This is a genomic window from Microbacterium sp. AG157, from assembly GCF_003385695.1.
Taxonomy (GTDB): Bacteria; Actinomycetota; Actinomycetes; order Actinomycetales; family Microbacteriaceae; genus Microbacterium; species Microbacterium testaceum.
In genome coordinates this window covers 71,004-88,017 of the sequence record NZ_QRDK01000001.1, presented here as the reverse complement: position 1 = coordinate 88,017, position 17,014 = coordinate 71,004, and the positions used below count along the sequence as shown (strand labels likewise).

The 17,014-nt window shown below is 69.4% G+C and carries 15 protein-coding genes; all 15 read left to right on the top strand.

Features of this window, described 5'->3' with window-relative positions; translation table 11 throughout:
* Nucleotides 1-16: 16 nt before the first annotated feature.
* The 15 genes from DEU35_RS00485 to DEU35_RS00415 all read left to right on the top strand — a co-directional run bounded on the left by DEU35_RS00485 (nt 17) and on the right by DEU35_RS00415 (nt 16,776).
* On the top strand, nt 17-1,090 hold the full coding sequence (locus DEU35_RS00485; RefSeq protein ID WP_116238325.1) for a glycosyltransferase: 1,074 nt from the start codon (nt 17-19) through the stop codon (nt 1,088-1,090).
* Between the two features lie 247 nt (nt 1,091-1,337).
* The gene (murC, locus tag DEU35_RS00480; protein WP_103210680.1) at nt 1,338-2,744 is read left to right on the top strand and encodes a UDP-N-acetylmuramate--L-alanine ligase; all 1,407 of its coding nucleotides are present in this window, start codon (nt 1,338-1,340) and stop codon (nt 2,742-2,744) included.
* Nucleotides 2,745-2,746: 2 nt separating this feature from the next.
* Nucleotides 2,747-3,676, top strand: a complete 930-nt coding sequence (locus tag DEU35_RS00475) for an FtsQ-type POTRA domain-containing protein (RefSeq protein WP_116238324.1) — start codon at nt 2,747-2,749, stop codon at nt 3,674-3,676.
* 151 nt (nt 3,677-3,827) lie between these two features.
* Nucleotides 3,828-5,015 carry a cell division protein FtsZ gene (gene ftsZ, locus DEU35_RS00470; RefSeq protein WP_074694330.1) on the top strand — a complete coding sequence of 396 codons (1,188 nt, stop codon included), beginning with the start codon at nt 3,828-3,830 and terminating at the stop codon, nt 5,013-5,015.
* 65 nt (nt 5,016-5,080) lie between these two features.
* Nucleotides 5,081-5,767, top strand: a complete 687-nt coding sequence (locus DEU35_RS00465; RefSeq protein ID WP_103210684.1) for a YggS family pyridoxal phosphate-dependent enzyme — start codon at nt 5,081-5,083, stop codon at nt 5,765-5,767.
* 31 nt (nt 5,768-5,798) lie between these two features.
* Complete coding sequence (locus DEU35_RS00460) at nt 5,799-6,269, top strand: cell division protein SepF (protein WP_103210686.1); 471 nt, start codon at nt 5,799-5,801, stop codon at nt 6,267-6,269.
* 2 nt (nt 6,270-6,271) lie between these two features.
* Nucleotides 6,272-6,574 (top strand): YggT family protein, encoded by a 303-nt coding sequence (locus DEU35_RS00455; RefSeq protein ID WP_094733641.1) that lies wholly within the window; start codon nt 6,272-6,274, stop codon nt 6,572-6,574.
* A gap of 135 nt (nt 6,575-6,709) precedes the next feature.
* Nucleotides 6,710-7,330: a DivIVA domain-containing protein gene (locus DEU35_RS00450; RefSeq protein ID WP_116238323.1), complete on the top strand. Its 621-nt coding sequence runs from the start codon at nt 6,710-6,712 to the stop codon at nt 7,328-7,330.
* A 9-nt stretch (nt 7,331-7,339) separates the two neighbouring features.
* Nucleotides 7,340-7,924: a signal peptidase II gene (lspA, locus tag DEU35_RS00445; protein ID WP_103210690.1), complete on the top strand. Its 585-nt coding sequence runs from the start codon at nt 7,340-7,342 to the stop codon at nt 7,922-7,924.
* 1 nt (nt 7,925) lies between these two features.
* Nucleotides 7,926-8,849, top strand: coding sequence for an RluA family pseudouridine synthase (locus tag DEU35_RS00440; protein ID WP_116238322.1), 924 nt, complete (start codon nt 7,926-7,928; stop codon nt 8,847-8,849).
* 190 nt (nt 8,850-9,039) lie between these two features.
* Complete coding sequence (dnaE, locus tag DEU35_RS00435) at nt 9,040-12,504, top strand: DNA polymerase III subunit alpha (RefSeq protein ID WP_396652082.1); 3,465 nt, start codon at nt 9,040-9,042, stop codon at nt 12,502-12,504.
* A 95-nt stretch (nt 12,505-12,599) separates the two neighbouring features.
* Nucleotides 12,600-13,871 (top strand): hypothetical protein, encoded by a 1,272-nt coding sequence (locus DEU35_RS17335; RefSeq protein ID WP_258873290.1) that lies wholly within the window; start codon nt 12,600-12,602, stop codon nt 13,869-13,871.
* A 63-nt stretch (nt 13,872-13,934) separates the two neighbouring features.
* Entirely contained in the window at nt 13,935-15,236 is a 1,302-nt protein-coding gene (gene hisD / locus DEU35_RS00425) for a histidinol dehydrogenase (protein ID WP_116238321.1), read from the top strand.
* A gap of 12 nt (nt 15,237-15,248) precedes the next feature.
* On the top strand, nt 15,249-15,740 hold the full coding sequence (nrdR, locus tag DEU35_RS00420) for a transcriptional regulator NrdR (RefSeq protein WP_103210699.1): 492 nt from the start codon (nt 15,249-15,251) through the stop codon (nt 15,738-15,740).
* A 10-nt stretch (nt 15,741-15,750) separates the two neighbouring features.
* The gene (locus DEU35_RS00415) at nt 15,751-16,776 is read left to right on the top strand and encodes a quinone-dependent dihydroorotate dehydrogenase (protein ID WP_116238320.1); all 1,026 of its coding nucleotides are present in this window, start codon (nt 15,751-15,753) and stop codon (nt 16,774-16,776) included.
* The last annotated feature ends 238 nt before the right edge of the window (nt 16,777-17,014 follow it).

Sequence of the window (17,014 nt, the reverse complement as noted above, 5' to 3'; positions counted from 1 at the left end):
TGGTTAGGGTCGAACGGTGACGACTTACCTTCTCGCCGGCGGCGGCACCGCCGGGCACGTGAACCCCCTGCTCGCGGTCGCCGACGGACTCCGCGCCCGCGACGCCTCGGCCGACGTCCTCGTGCTGGGCACCCGCGAGGGCCTCGAAGCGCGCCTCGTTCCGCTGCGCGGTTACGAGCTGCTCACCGTCGCGAAGGTTCCGTTCCCGCGCCGACCGAACGGGGCGGCCGCAGCGTTCCCGGTGCGGTTCCTGCGCGCGGTCGCCCACGTGCGCCGCCTGATCCGCTCGCGCGGCGTCGACGTCGTCGTCGGATTCGGCGGATACGCCGCGGCTCCCGCCTACGTCGCGGCGCGCCGCGAACGCGTGCCGTTCGTCGTGCACGAGGCCAACGCGAAGCCGGGCCTCGCCAACGTCCTGGGCGCCCGGGGCGCGGCGGCGGTCGGCGTGGCCTTCGCGGGCACACCGCTGCGCGGAGCCCGAGAGGTCGGGATGCCACTGCGGCGGGAGATCGTCGACCTCGACGCCCCGGCCCTGCGCGCCGAAGCGGCCGCCCACTTCGGGCTCGCTGCCGATCGCCCCACGCTCCTGGTCTTCGGCGGATCGCTCGGCGCTCTGCGCCTGAACACGGCCTTCGGTGGAGCGTGGCGCGACGTCCTCGACGCGGGCTGGCAGTTGCTCCACGTCACGGGCCAGAACTCCGACCTGGCCGACCCCGGCGTCGACGGGTATGCCGTCGTCCGCTACGTCGACCGCATGGACCTGGCCTTCGCCCTCGCCGATCTCGTCGTCTCGCGTTCGGGCGCGGCGACCGTCAGCGAGATCAACGCCCTCGGTATCCCCGCGGTCTACGTGCCCTACGCGGTCGGCAACGGCGAGCAGAGTCTCAACGCCGCCGCGGCTGTGCGTGCGGGGGCCGCTGTGCTCATCGCCGACGCCGATCTCACGCCCGAGCGCGTCCGCTCCGACATCGTGCCCCTGCTCGCCGACGAAGACCGGCGGACCGCGATGCGGGACGCTGCGGCGCAGACCGGCATCCGGACCGGGACCGAGAACGTCATCGCCCTCGTCGACGAGGCCCTCGGCGGCTGACGTATCCGGCCCGCCGCAGGCGACACCCTCCGCCCGTGCCATCGTGCGGAGTTCGCCGGCGACACGGGCGGTTCGGGCTGTGTGCGCTCGGTGCGTCGTCCGATAACTCCGCCCGATGGCCCGCCTCGGGCATCTGGCCCGCGCTCGTCTGTCTGACGGCCGGCGGCCGACGACCGGCCCGACCGCCCCGCCTCCCCAGCGCGCCGGGGCCGACGCGCAGGATCGGCGACGTAAACTCGCAAGCGCCATGATCAGACCCGACCTGAGCCTCCCCATCCCCGAGACCATCTCCTCCGCGCATTTCATCGGCGTGGGTGGTTCGGGCATGTCGGGACTCGCGCGCATGTTCCTCGACCGCGGGATCCGCGTCTCCGGCTCCGACCGCGCCGACAGCGCTGCGCTGCGCGACCTCGCCGCGCGCGGTGCGACGGTCCACGTCGGTCACGACGCGGCCTATCTGGGAGACGCCGACACCGTCGTGCACACCGGCGCGATCTGGCCCGAGAACCCCGAGTTCGTCACGGCCAAGGAGCGCGGACTGCACGTCATCCACCGGTCGCAGGCGCTGCACTGGCTCATCGGCGGTCGGCGTCTCGTCTCGGTCGCCGGTGCCCACGGCAAGACCACCTCGACGGGCATGATCGTCACGGCCCTCCGCGCTCTCGACGTCGACCCCACGTTCGTCAACGGCGGCGTCATCGCCGATCTCGGAGCCTCGAGCGGCACGGGGAGCGACGACCTCGTCGTGATCGAGGCCGACGAGTCCGACGGCACGTTCGAGCTGTACGACACCTCCGTCGCTCTCATCACCAACGTCGACCCCGACCACCTCGACCATTACGGCTCGCGTGACGCCTTCGACGCCGCGTTCGCCCGATTCGCGGATGCCGCGAGCGAAGCGGTGGTCATCTCGTCCGATGACGCCGGCGCCCGCTCGGTGCGCGAGCGCATCACGCACGCGAACGTCGTGACCTTCGGCGAAGACGCGGCCGCCGACGTGCGGCTCAGCGGCATCCGGACCGACGGTCCCGTCGCTTTCACGCTCACCGCCGACGGCGAGAGCGTCGAGGTGCGCTTGCGCGTCCCTGGGGCCCACAACGCCGTCAACGCCGCCGGTGCGGTCGCCGTGCTCCGTGTGCTCGGCCACTCGCTCGGGGAAGCGGCGCGCGCCGTCGAGGGTTTCGGCGGCACGGTCCGCCGTTTCGAGCTGCACGGCGTGCAACAGGGAGTGAGCGTCTACGACGACTACGCGCATCACCCCACCGAGGTCGCCGCCGCGCTCTCGGCCGCGCGCACGGTCGTCGGCGAGGGACGCATCATCGCGATCCAGCAGCCGCACACCTACTCGCGCACGCAGGAGATGTACCGCGAATTCGCCGAGGTGCTCGAGACCCACGCCGACCACACGGTCATGCTCGACGTGTACGGCGCCCGCGAAGATCCAGTGCCCGGGGTGACCGGTGAGCTGGTCAGCGGCGCCTTCGCCGACCCCGCTCACGTGCAGTACGTGCCCGATTGGCAGGCGGCGGCCGATTACACGGCCGAGATCGCCCGCCCCGGCGACTACGTCATCACCCTCGGCTGCGGCAACGTGTACCAGATCATCCCGCAGGTGCTCGAGGCGCTGTCCCGCACCGAGGCCACGGCGGTCTGAGCATGAAGCGGCCCTCGCCTCTGCCGTCGACGCCGGAGTCCGCGCGCCGCGCCGCGACCTCCCGGTCCGCAGCCTCGCGGCACCCGGGTTCCGTCGACGACACCGCGGCGGCCAGGCGCTTCGCGTCGTCCGACATCGACCCGGACGGGAAGGCTCCGGATGCCGGGGGAGCGGGGCTGCGCGACGTGTGGCGCGCGTCGCGGGCCCGGCGTCGGGCGCTCTCGGCCGAGGTCCGTCGGTTCACGGTGCGTCAGCGGCGACGGAGACGGGTGTGGATCGGGGTCGTCTCGGCCTTCCTGGTCATGGCGCTGGGAACGGCGGGTGCGGCCTACAGCCCGCTGTTCGCGGTCGAGAAGGTCGACGTGGTCGGTACGGCGCAGCTCGACCCGGCGGCCGTCTCCGCCGCCCTGAGCGATCAGCTGGGTGTTCCGCTCGCGATGGTCGACGACAGTGCGGTCAAGGCGGCGCTGGTGCGCTTCCCGCTCGTCGAGTCGTACACGCTCGAGGCGCGTCCGCCCCACGACCTCGTCGTGCGCATCGTCGAGCGCACCCCCATCGGAGCGATGCAGTCCGCAGCAGGTTTCACGGTGGTGGATGCCGCCGGCGTCGCGCTGTCGACGACTCCCGACGCGCCCGCGGGTCAGCCCGTGCTCGACATCACGGGGGGAACCGATTCGGCCGCCTTCCGCGCGGCGGGCCGCGTGGTGCGCTCGCTTCCGGAGGCCGTGCGCTCGCAGGTCACCGCGGTGTCGGCCTCGACGCCGGACGACGTGACGCTGACGCTCGGCGCCTCCGGATCGAAGGTCGTATGGGGAAGCGCCGACCGCTCGGCCGAGAAGGCGGTCGTCCTCGACCGTCTCATGCAGAAGAGCCCGCCGGATCGGGCCAAGGAGTACGACGTGACCTCGCCCGAGGCGGGCGTCGTCCGCTGATCTTCGAGGCGATAATCCAACACGCCGCGTGTCGGGCGGGCGGGGTCGGGTCCGCCGCATACCTTCGAGCTAAGGAATTGCATACCGGGCAATTCTTTAACCCTCAACATGAGGTTTAAAGTTTCGGGTTCGGGGACAAACGGAGGCCGGCATGAGCCACAACCAGAACTACCTCGCCGTGATCAAGGTCGTCGGTGTGGGCGGGGGCGGCGTCAACGCCGTCAACCGCATGATCGAGCTCGGCCTTCGCGGCGTGGAGTTCATCGCGATCAACACCGACGCTCAGGCGCTGCTGATGAGCGACGCCGACGTCAAGCTCGACGTCGGTCGTGAGCTGACCCGCGGCCTCGGTGCCGGCGCTGATCCCGAGGTCGGCCGACGTGCCGCCGAGGATCACGCCGAAGAGATCGAAGAGGCCCTGCGCGGTGCCGACATGGTCTTCGTGACCGCGGGCGAGGGCGGCGGCACGGGCACCGGAGGCGCCCCCGTCGTCGCGAAGATCGCCAAGTCCATCGGTGCACTAACCATCGGTGTTGTGACCAAGCCCTTCTCGTTCGAGGGGCGCCGTCGGCAGAGCCAGGCCGAGGGCGGTGTGCAGCGCCTGAAGGAAGAGGTCGACACCCTCATCGTCGTCCCCAACGACCGTCTCCTCGAGATCAGCGACCGCGGCATCTCGATGATCGAAGCCTTCGCGACCGCCGATCAGGTGCTGCTCGCCGGTGTGCAGGGCATCACGGACCTCATCACGACCCCGGGTCTCATCAACCTCGACTTCGCCGACGTCAAGTCGGTCATGCAGGGTGCCGGTTCCGCCCTCATGGGTATCGGCTCCTCGCGGGGTGCCGACCGCGCCATCAAGGCCGCTGAACTCGCCGTCGAATCGCCTCTGCTCGAGGCGTCGATCGAGGGAGCGCACGGTGTGCTGCTGTCGATCCAGGGCGGCTCGAATCTCGGCATCTTCGAGATCAACGACGCCGCTCAGTTGGTCAAGGAAGCCGCTCACCCCGAGGCGAACATCATCTTCGGAACGGTCATCGACGACACTCTCGGCGACGAGGTGCGCGTCACCGTCATCGCCGCCGGTTTCGACGGTGGAGAGCCCTCCCTGCGTATCGACGCGGTCGGGGCCCAGCGTCCCGTCTCGGCGCCGGTCGTCCCCGTCATCCCGGCCGACGACGTCGCCCGTGACCTCGACGCCGCCGAAGAGCAGAAGGCAGCGACCGAGCGCGCACCCGAGCGTCGCCCCGAGCCCGCGCCGGTGACCGCGCGCGTGCCCGAGACCTCGTACGACGGCGGTTACGCCGACGACGACCTCGACGTGCCCGACTTCCTGAAGTAAGAGCGAACGCTGCGACGAGCGGGTCCGGTGTCCACCGGGCCCGCTCTCGTCGTCGAAGGAGCACCATGGACACCGCCCTGGCCGACCGCCTCGCCGCCGTCGACGAGCGCATTCGGGATGCCGCCGTCGCCGCGAACCGCGATCCCGGCGAGATCACCCGTATCGTGGTGACGAAGTTTCACCCCGCCTCTCTCGTCGCCGAGCTGCACGCCCTGGGCGTGCGGCACGTGGGGGAGAACCGTCAGCAGGAGCTCACCGCCAAGCGCGCCGAGCTCGACGGCATCCCGGATCTCGTCTGGCACTTCATCGGTCAGGCGCAGACGAACAAGGCGCGCGCGGTGCGGGCGGGGGCGGATGCCGTGCACTCCGTCGACCGATCGCGGATCGCCGACGCGCTGCACGCCGCAGGCGCCGGGGGCGAGATGCTGGACGTGCTCGTGCAGGTGAACCTCACGGATGATCCCGGTCGCGGGGGAGTCGGTCCCGGCGCCGTGGAAGAGCTCGCGGCGCACGTCGCGGGGCTCTCGACGCTGCGCCTGCGCGGGGTCATGGCCGTCGCCCCGCTCGACGAGGAACCCGCACGAGCCTTCGAGCGACTGCGCCGCTGTGCCGACGCGGTGCGCTCCGTCGTCCCCGACGCGCGCTGGATCTCGGCCGGTATGACCGGAGATTTCCCCGAAGCCATCGCAATGGGCGCGACACACCTGCGGATCGGCTCCGCAATCACGGGCCCGCGCCCCCCGCGCGACTAGCCTCGAACCAGACGAGCGAACGGAGGATGCGATGTCGAACCCCCTCAAGAAGACGATGGTGTACCTGGGCCTCGCCGACGAGGAAGAGACCTATGAGGAGACCGCGCCGCAGCCCATCGCGCGCAAGCAGCCCACAGCTGCCGCTCCCCTCGAGAAGGCCGCGCCGGTGACCCCCCTGCACCGTCCCGCCGTGGTGCGTCAGCCCGCGGCCGGACCCGTGAGCGAGATCCTCACGGTGCACCCCAAGCAGTACCGCGACGCGCAGACGATCGCCGAGAACTTCCGCGAGGGAATCCCGGTCATCATCAACCTGTCGCAGATGAGCGACGCCGACGCGCGCCGTCTCATCGACTTCGCGAGCGGACTCTCGCTCGGGCTGTACGGTCGCATCGAGCGGGTCACAAGCAAGGTCTTCCTGCTCTCGCCCGAGAACATCGCCGTCTCCGGCGATGGTGCGATCGCGCAGGCCGATCCTGAGGCTGCGCCCTTCGCGTCCCAGTAACAGTGGCCGTTCTGAGCCTCGTCGGCTCCATCCTCAGTGCGATCCTGTTCATCTTCATCGTGCTGCTGCTCGCGCGCCTCGTGCTCGAGTACATCCCGATGTTCAACCGGGAGTGGCGTCCGCGCGGCGTCACGCTCGTGTTGGCCGAGATCGTTTACACCGTGACGGACCCGCCTATCAAGCTGATCCGTCGCTTCATCCCGCCCCTGCGCATCGGGGGGATCGCCATCGATTTCGGTTTCGCGATCGTCATGTTCGTCTGCTTCATGCTCCTGAGCGTCACACGGTCCCTCGCGGCCGTGTGATCTCTTCGCCGCCGCTTTCTCACCGGTGATCTTCGACACCGGTGGAGGGCGGCGGCTATGCTGTTCCGAAGCGGTACGCCCCGGTGCGACACCCCCCACAGTTCCGACATCAGAGCTCTCGAAAGAGGAAACACCATGGCACTGACCCCCGATGACGTCGTCACCAAGCAGTTCCAGCACGTGCGCTTCAAGGAGGGCTTCGACCCCGACGAGGTCGACGACTTCCTCGACGAGATCGTCGTCGAGTGGCGCAAGACGATCGCTGAGAACGAAGAGCTGAAGACCAAGCTCGCGGCCTACGAGTCCGGCGAGGCCTCCCCGTCCGCCGGCAGCGCCCCCGTCGAAGCCCCCAAGGTCGAAGAGCCGGTCGTCGCCGAGACTCCTGCTGCCGCTCCCGTCGCCTCCGCGCCGACGAACGACGTCGAGCCCGCCGCCCAGAGCGCCGGCATCATCGAGTTGGCCCAGCGTCTTCACGACGAGCACGTCGCCGAGGGTAAGGCCCAGCGCGACCAGCTGATCGGCGAGGCCCAGGCCCAGGCCGCGTCCATCGTCGCCGAGGCCGAGCAGAAGGGCCGCGAAGAGCGCGCCCGTCTCGAGAAGGAGCGCACGACGCTCGAGGGTCGCATCACCGAGCTGCGCAACTTCGAGCGCGACTACCGCTCGCAGCTGCGCTCGTACATCGAGGGTCAGCTCCGCGACCTCGACACCACCGCGACGTCCTCGGGCTCGACGCCGGTGTCGGCGATCGGTCTGTAGGCCGACTCTTTGCGCAGTCGACCTCCTCTGCGTTCGGCGGCGGCCGGCATCACCATCGCGGTTCTCGCGGTGCTGGTGCTGGCCGCCGACCAGTTTGCGAAGAACGCCGCGATCGCCGCTCTCCCTTCGGAGCGCGTGGTCCCGATCCTCGGTGACTTCCTGCAGTTCTACCTCGTCCGCAACCCCGGTGCGGCGTTCTCTCTCGGCGAGGGCGTCACGTGGGTGTTCACCATCGCTCTCGCGGTGGTCGCCTGCGTGATCGTCTATCTCGGTGCACGCCGGGTACGGTCCCGCCTCTGGGCGGTCGCGCTGGGTCTGCTCCTCGGCGGGGTGCTCGGCAACCTCACCGACCGCCTGGTGCGAGAGCCCGGCTTCCCCGTCGGACACGTCGTCGATTTCATCTCGACGCCCTGGATGATGCCGGCGATCTACAACGTCGCCGATATGTTCATCGTCACGATGATGATCTCGGTGGCGGTCCTCGTGCTCTTCGGGCTCAAACTCGATGGCACCCGCGAGACCAAGGCCTCACGTGCAGCGGCGGATGCCGCCGAGGGCGAGGTCGAGGCTCCCGTCGACCCGGGCGCTCGCTGACATGGAGTCGCGGAGCCTGCCCGTCCCCGACGGGCTCGACGGGACGCGCATCGACCAGGGCCTGGCCAAGATGCTGGGCTTCTCGCGCACCTTCGCGGCCGAAGTGGCCGATGCCGGAGGGGTCAACGTCGACGGCCGGGTGGCCGGTCGTTCCGACCGCTTGCGCGCCGGTACCTGGCTGAGTGTCGAGTGGGAGCCCAAACGCGATCCCGAGATCGTGCCGGTCGAGGTCCCCGACCTCGGGATCGTGCACGACGACGACGACATCGTGGTCGTCGACAAGCCCGCGGGCGTCGCCGCTCACCCGTCCGTCGGGTGGGACGGACCGACCGTGCTCGGGGCCCTCGCCGCGGCGGGGTTCCGGATCGCCACCAGCGGCCCGGCCGAGCGGCGTGGTGTCGTGCATCGCCTCGACGCGGGCACGAGCGGCCTCATGGTGGTCGCCAAGACCGAGCGCGCCTACACGCTGCTCAAGAGTGCGTTCAAAGACCGCGAGGTCGACAAGATCTACCATGCGGTCGTGCAGGGGCACCCCGATCCGCTCTCCGGCACGATCGACGCGCCGATCGGTCGGCATCCGCATCACTCGTGGAAGTTCGCGGTGACGCCGGACGGCAAGGACTCGGTGACGCACTACGAGACGCTCGAGGCGTTCCCGCGCGCCTCGCTGCTCGAGATCCATCTCGAGACCGGGCGCACGCACCAGATCCGCGTGCACATGGCGGCCCACCGCCATCCGTGCGCCGGCGATCCTCTGTATGGTGCCGACCCCACGCTGTCGGCCCGCCTGGGACTCACGCGCCAGTGGCTGCACGCGCATCGGCTCGCCTTCACGCACCCCGGCTCGGGGGAGTGGGTGGAGTTCGAGTCCCCGTACCCCGCCGATCTTGCGCATGCCCTCGAGCTGCTCGGCGACGGGGTCTGACAGAACGATCGACATGCGTCCGGGCGCAGACCAATGCGCCGGATGCCGGGACCCCGGCGACGCGCCCGGGGGAGCGTGTCGAACTGAGCGCCGGCTGCGAACTTCCGTGGTCGATGTCGGGGGCCGAACGTAGACTCGACCCGTGGCAGCAGACTCCTTCGTTCACCTTCACGTGCACAGCGAGTATTCGATGCTCGACGGCGCGGCCCGCATCGGCCCGATGGTCCAAGAGGCCGTCAGGCAGGGCATGCCGGCCATCGCGGTGACCGACCACGGCAACACGTTCGCGGCGTACGAGTTCTACAAGACCGCGAAAGACGCGGGCATCAAGCCGATCATCGGGATCGAGGCCTACGTCACCCCCGGGACGCACCGCTCCGACAAGACGCGTGTGCGCTGGGGGACGCCCGAGCAGCAGAGCGACGACGTCTCGGGTTCGGGGGCGTACACGCACATGACCCTGCTGTCCGAGACGACGCAGGGCATGCACAACCTCTTCCGTCTCTCGTCCAAGGCGAGCATGGAGGGCTACTACTTCAAGCCCCGTATGGACCGCGAACTGCTGCAGACCTACAGCAAGGGTCTCATCGCCACGACCGGCTGTCCCTCCGGCGAGGTGCAGACGCGCCTGCGCCTCGGCCAATACGAAGCCGCTCGGGCGGCCGCCGCCGAATTCCAGGACATCTTCGGCAAAGACAACTACTTCGCCGAGATCATGGATCACGGTCTCTCGATCGAGCGCCGCGTGATGGGCGACCTGCTCAGGCTGTCGAAAGATCTCGGCATCCCTCTGCTGGGAACCAACGACCTCCACTACACGCACCAGCACGACGCGACGAGCCACGCCGCCCTGCTGTGCGTGCAGTCGGGCTCCACGCTCGATGACCCGAAGCGCTTCAAGTTCGACGGCGACGGCTACTACGTCAAGTCGCCCGCCGAGATGCGTGCGGTGTTCCGCGACCACCCCGAGGCGTGCGACAACACACTGCTGATCGCCGAGCGCTGCGACGTCGAGTTCGATACCTCGGCCAACTACATGCCGCGCTTCCCCGTGCCCGACGGCGAAACCGAGGGCAGCTGGATGATCAAAGAGGTCGAGAACGGTCTCCACGACCGTTACCCCGGCGGCATCCCGGATGCCGTGCGCAAGCAGGCCGAGTACGAGACCGACGTCATCCTTCAGATGGGGTTCCCCGGCTACTTCCTCGTCGTCGCCGACTTCATCAACTGGGCGAAGAACAACGGCATCCGGGTCGGACCCGGCCGCGGTTCGGGGGCAGGTTCCATGGTCGCGTACGCGATGAAGATCACCGATCTCGACCCTCTGCAGCACGGCCTCATCTTCGAGCGCTTCCTCAACCCCGACCGCGTCTCGATGCCCGACTTCGACGTCGACTTCGACGACCGTCGCCGCGGCGAGGTCATTCAGTACGTCACCGAGAAGTACGGCGACGAGCGCGTCGCTCAGATCGTGACCTACGGCACGATCAAGGCCAAGCAGGCCCTGAAAGACGCCGGACGCGTGCTCGGCTTCCCCTTCAGCATGGGAGACCGCCTCACGAAGGCCATGCCTCCGGCCGTGATGGGCAAAGACATGCCGCTCGACGGCATGTTCAACCCCGAGCACCCCCGCTACAAAGAGGCGAGCGAATTCCGCACCCTCATCGAGACGGACGCCGAGGCGAAGACGGTCTTCGACACCGCCCTGGGACTCGAGAACCTGAAGCGTCAGTGGGGCGTGCACGCGGCCGGTGTCATCATGTCGAGCGAGCCCCTCATCGACATCATCCCGATCATGCGCCGCGAACAGGACGGCCAGATCGTCACGCAGTTCGACTATCCGGCGTGCGAGTCGCTCGGCCTGATCAAGATGGACTTCCTGGGGCTTCGCAACCTCACGATCATCAACGATGCCCTCGACAACATCGAGGCGAACCGCGGCCACCCGCTCGTGCTGGAAGATCTCGAGCTCGACGACGCCGCCTCGTACGAGCTTCTCGCGCGCGGAGACACGCTCGGCGTGTTCCAGCTCGACGGTGGGCCGATGCGTTCGCTCCTGCGTCTCATGCGCCCCGACAATTTCGAGGACATCTCGGCCGTCCTCGCCCTGTACCGTCCCGGCCCGATGGGCGTGAACTCGCACATCAACTACGCGTTGCGCAAGAACAAGCAGCAGGAGATCGAGCCGATCCACCCCGAGCTCGAAGAGCCGCTGGCCGACATCCTCGACACGACGTACGGCCTCATCGTGTACCAGGAGCAGGTGATGGCCGTGGCGCAGCGCGTCGCGGGCTACACGCTCGGTCAGGCCGATCTGCTGCGTCGCGCGATGGGTAAGAAGAAGAAGAGCGAGCTCGACAAGCAGAAAGAGATCTTCTTCGGCGGCATGACCGAGCGCGGCTACGGCGATGTCGCTCAGCAGACCCTGTGGAAGGTGCTCGAGTCGTTCGCCGACTACGCCTTCAACAAGGCGCACACCGCGGCTTACGGTCTCGTGTCGTACTGGACCGCCTACCTCAAGGCGCATTACCCCGCCGAGTACATGGCCGCGCTGCTCACGAGCGTCGGAGACTCGAAAGACAAGATGGCGGTGTATCTCAACGAATGCCGTCGCATGGGCATCAAGGTGCTCCCGCCCGACGTGAACGAGTCGATCCGCTTCTTCGCGGCCGTCGGCGAAGACATCCGCTTCGGCCTGGGCGCGGTCCGCAACGTCGGAACGAATGTCGTCGACGGCATCGTCTCGGCCCGGCAGGATGCCAAGTACACGTCGTTCCATGACTTCCTGTCGAAGGTCCCGATGCACGTGGCGAACAAGCGCACCGTGGAATCCCTCATCAAGGCCGGTGCCTTCGACTCCCTCGGCTCGACCCGTCGCGCCCTCGTCGAGATCCACGAGGACGCGTGCGAAGGGGCTGTGCTCGACAAGCGACGCGAGGCGAACGGCGAGGTGGGCTTCGACTTCGACTCGCTGTGGGACGAACCGCAGCAGGTCGAGAAGGTCCCCGAGCGACCCGAGTGGACAAAGAAGGACAAACTCGCGTTCGAGCGTGAGATGCTCGGGCTCTACGTATCCGATCACCCTCTGGCCGGTCTCGAGGTGCCGCTCGCGAAGCACGCCTCGACATCGATCCACGATCTCCTGGCCTCGGAAGACGTTCAAGACGGAGACCAGGTCACCGTCGCGGGCTTGTTGACGAGCGTCCAGCACCGCGTTGCGAAGCAGAGCGGCAACCCCTACGGCATGGTCACCGTCGAGGACTTCAACGGCGAGGTGACCGTGATGTTCATGGGCAAGACCTACGCGGAGTTCGCGCCGATCCTGCAGGGCGACTCGATCCTCGTCGTCCGCGGCCGCGTGTCGCGTCGAGACGACGGGCTGAATCTGCATGCGCAGAGCGCTTTCGCTCCCGACCTCGAGGGCCTCGACGATGCGGGCGGACTCACCCTCGTCGTTCCCGAGCAGCGCGCCAACGAGGCGCTCGTCGGCGAGCTCGCGCAGATGCTGCGTCGGCATTCCGGGTCGACCGAGGTCGTCCTCAAGTTGCACAAAGGCGGGACCGCCAAGGTATTCGAGGTGCCGATGCCCGTTCGTGTGACCGCCGACCTGTTCGGCGAGCTCAAGGGCCTCCTCGGCCCGAACTGTCTCGGCTGAACGACGCACCTCCGCAGCGAGGTGCAACCCCAGCGAACGCTGGAGACCCCCTGGTTAGGATGACCGGGCGCTTGCCGCCCTCCGAAAGGACCACCGTGACCGATCCGACCCCCCACGACGGCTTCACACCCCGCGACCCCGACCGACTCGACGGCGCCCCTTCCGACCCGCGCGCGCCCTATGAGCCGACCGGCGCCCGCCGCAAGGGCTCCGACGGCGCCGACGCGACCGACCTCGCGGGTCATGACACCGGTGCTCTCGACGCCGCATCCCGCGGGGCGTTCCTTCCTGCCGCCGCCCACGCGAACGCTCACGCCGGCGGTCACCCGCACATCGACGCAGACGCCGACCGCCCGAACTACGGCGTCGGCCCGTTCTCCGTTCGCGAGGTCTCGCTTCTCGGTATCTGGGTGGTGGCGTTCTTCGTCTCGTTCTTCCGCACCAACATCCTCGAGTCGGGGTCCGGCGTCCTCGTCGGCGGTGCCAACGTCTGGCTCTCGGGCCTGTGGTGGATCCCCGCCATCGCCCTTCCCACCGTCGCCGTCGGCCTCATCGTGCTCCGGCGCCTTTCTCCCCAGGGAATCCGCCGCGTCGGTTCGCTCGGCATCGACCAGTTCTCCTCCGTCGCGTTCACGGTTGCGGCCCTGGTGTGGGTCGCGTGGGTATGGGATGCTGTCGCGGTCTTCGACTCGAACGGGGTCTGGACGCGCTCCTGGGTCATCTGGGTCGAGGCCGTGCTGCTGCTCGCAGGCGTCGTTCTCACGGTGTTCGCGCCGTTCATCCCGCCCTTCTCCGCCGACTTCCGCGGTCGAGAAGAGATTCCCGCTCACCGCACCGCGCGTCCGATCCGTCCGGTGGTGGTGCGGCCTCGTACGCCGCGCACCCCCAAGGCCCCGACGGCCGCGCAGGCGTCGATCCCCACGGCGGCCACCCCGTCGGGCGCTGAGGTCGGGGCAGACGTCCCCGCCCCGGGGAGCTACACCGGCTCGACCGATCTCGCGCACGACGCCGCACCGGCGACCAGTGTTCTCCCGGCCCACGCCGATGAGAACGACACCGACGTGTTCGCTCCGCTTCGTGCCGACGACGACGATCGCGACGACCACTCGCGGTGGGTCGCTCCGGTCGGTGACGAGCCGACGGCGGAGCAGCGCGCCGCTCACGACGACCACCCGCACGCGCAAGCGTTCTGGGCTCTCGCTCCGGAGCAGCGCGAGATCGTCGACGACTACGGCTCACCGATCTTCCACATCGGTCCCACGGCATGGGCGCTCGTGATCGAGGACCGCGGCGAGACCTTCGTCGTCCGCCACGACGACGGTCGTATCGGGTACCTGCACGACGTCTCGGGCGTCACGCGCGGCTGAGCGGAGCCTGCGAGCCGCCCGCCTCGCGCGAGGCGGCTCGCGGGCGCCGGTAGCCTGGGATACATGCTTCGCACGATCGATCTCCGCGGCCGCGTGCTCTCGCCGGCCGAGCTTCTCGCCGTCGTCCCGCGCGCCGACGCCGCGCGCGACGAGGCCCTCGCCACCGCCGCTCGGCTCGTCGACGACGTCGCGCGGCGCGGTGAAGAAGCACTCCGCGAGCAGGCTGCGCGTTTCGACCGGGTCAGCGATCACGCCCTGCGTGTGCCCGCCGACCACCTCGACGAGGCCCTGCGCGATCTCGATCCCGGCATCCGTGCCGCTCTCGACGAGGCGATCGTGCGCGTGCGCGCAGCTTCCGCGGCGCAGGTGCCCGCCCCCGTCGTCACCCAGCTCGGCGCGGGAGCCCGCGTCACGCAGCGCTGGCAACCGGTGCGCCGTGTGGGCCTGTACGTTCCGGGCGGCAAGGCCGTCTACCCCTCCAGCGTCGTCATGAACGTCGTACCCGCTCAGGTGGCCGGAGTGCGCGAGGTCGCCCTCGCCTCCCCGCCACAGGCGGCGTTCGGCGGTCGCGTCCACCCCGTCATCCTCGCCGCGGCGAAGTTGCTGGGCGTCACCGAGGTCTACGCCATGGGCGGCGCCGGGGCCATCGGCGCCTTCGCGTACGGCGTCGGCAAAATCGGGCTCGACCCGGTCGACGTCGTGACCGGACCCGGCAACAATTTCGTCGCCTCGGCCAAGCGCGCCGTCGCGGGTCGGGTGGGCACCGACTCCGAAGCCGGAGCGACCGAGATCCTCGTCGTCGCCGACGACAGCGCGATCCCCGCCCTCATCGCCGCTGACCTGGTCAGCCAGGCCGAGCACGACGAACAGGCTTCCGCGGTGCTGGTCACCGCTTCCGCCGACCTGGCCGAGGCTGTCCGCGCTGCCCTCCCCGAGCGTGTCGCCGCGACGCGCCACACGGAGCGCGTCACGGCGGCGTTCCATGGTCCGCAGTCGGCCGTCGTGCTGGTGGACGACCTCGCGCAGGCCACCGCGTTCAGCAACGCCTACGCACCCGAGCACCTCGAGCTGCACCTCTCCGACCCGCGTCCGGAGGATTTCGTGAATGCGGGTGCCGTGTTCGTCGGCCCTTACACCCCGGTCAGCCTCGGCGACTACCTGGCGGGCAGCAACCACGTGCTGCCGACCGGGGGACAGGCGCGCTACGGCTCCGGACTGTCGGCGGCGACGTTCCTGCGCCCCCAGCAGGTCGTCGAGTACGACCGCGATGCGCTCGCGCGTGTGCGCGATGCCATCGTGACCCTCGCTGACGCGGAGGCGCTGCCCGCGCACGGTGAGGCCGTTACCGCCCGTTTCGACGCGTAGTCTGGCGGCGTCATGCACTGCCCCTTCTGCCGCAACCCGGACTCCCGCGTCATCGATTCGCGCACGAGCGACGACGGTCTGAGCATCCGCCGGCGGCGCCAGTGTCCGAAATGCGGCGGGCGCTTCTCGACGGTCGAGACCGCGAGCTTGAACGTCATCAAGCGATCCGGCGTCGTGGAGCCGTTCAGTCGCGAGAAGGTCATGTCGGGCGTTCGCAAAGCCTGTCAGGGGCGACCGGTGACCGATGGCGACCTCGCGGTGCTCGCCCAGCAGGTGGAAGAGAACATCCGCCAGACCGGGTCCTCGCAGATCGAGGCGAACGAGATCGGCTTGTCGATCCTCGGCCCCCTTCGTGAGCTCGACGAGGTCGCCTACCTTCGCTTCGCGAGCGTCTACCAGGCCTTCGATTCGCTCGACGACTTCGACGCCGCTATCGCTCAGCTGCGCGCCGATCACGCCGAGCGGTCTGCGGGACGGATCGGCGAAGGCGACACGGTCCAGTAATCTGGCGGGGATGTATCCCCTCCTCTTCCGCACGGTCCTGACCCGCTTCGACCCCGAGTTCGCGCATCACCTCGGCGCTCTCGTGATCCGTGTCGCGGGCGTGGAGCCGGTGGCATCCCTCGTGCGCCGCCTCACGGCACCCGGGCGCACGCAGAAGGTCCACGCGCTCGGTCTCGAATTCGACTCGCCGTTCGGCGTGGCCGCGGGTTTCGACAAGAACGTCACGATGGTCAGCGGTCTCGGCGCCCTCGGCTTCGGCCACGTCGAGGTCGGGACGGTCACCGCCCTTCCACAGCCGGGCAATCCCAAGCCCCGCCTGTTCCGTCTCGTCGCCGACCGGGCGGTCATCAACCGCATGGGGTTCAACAACGACGGAGCCGCCGCGGCCGCCGCGAGACTGCGACGTGTGCGTCGCTCGCGTCGGCGCCCGGTGATCGGCGTCAACATCGGAAAGAGTCGCGTGGTCGCCGTCGAGGACGCCACGACCGATTACGTCCGCAGTGCCCTGCTACTGGCCCCTCTCGCCGACTACCTCGTCGTCAACGTCTCCTCGCCCAACACGCCCGGTCTTCGCGGTCTGCAGGCGGTCGAGACGCTGCGTCCCCTGCTGACGGAGGTTCGGGATGCCGCGGGCGACACGCCCCTGCTCGTGAAGATCGCCCCGGATCTCGATGACCCCGAGGTGCAGGACATTGCGCGCCTTGCCGTCGATGCCGGGCTCGCGGGCATCATCGCAACGAACACCACGATCGCCCGGTCGCACCTGGCCACCAACGCAAAGGCGGTCGAGGCGATGGGGGCCGGCGGCCTGTCGGGTGCGCCGCTGAAAGCGCGAGCTCTGCAGGTGCTGCACCTCGTGCGCGACGTCGTGCCCGAGGAGTTCGTCGTGATCTCGGCCGGGGGAGTGGAGACAGCCGACGATGTGCGCGAGCGGCTCGCCGCCGGAGCCACGCTCGTACAGGGGTACACCGGTTTCCTCTACCGGGGCCCGCTGTGGGCCCGGCAGATCAACCGCGGTCTCGCGCGCGGCCGCTGAAAGCGGCGGCCGCGCATCGTGCAGCCGACCACGCGTGGGTCGCGCAGGTCACGGTGCCGCACGCGTCGGTTGCCCGCGCCGGGGCGTCGCCACGCCCGTGGCGGCGATCTCGCGACGTCTGCCGCCCTGCGGCGCGCCTGGCGCCGTCCGAGTGTCCAGAGCAGCCCCCGCTCGCGGGTCGCGCGGCGCGTCGTGAGCACTCCACCGGGGTGAAAGAGAAGCGGCACGCCCGAAGGCG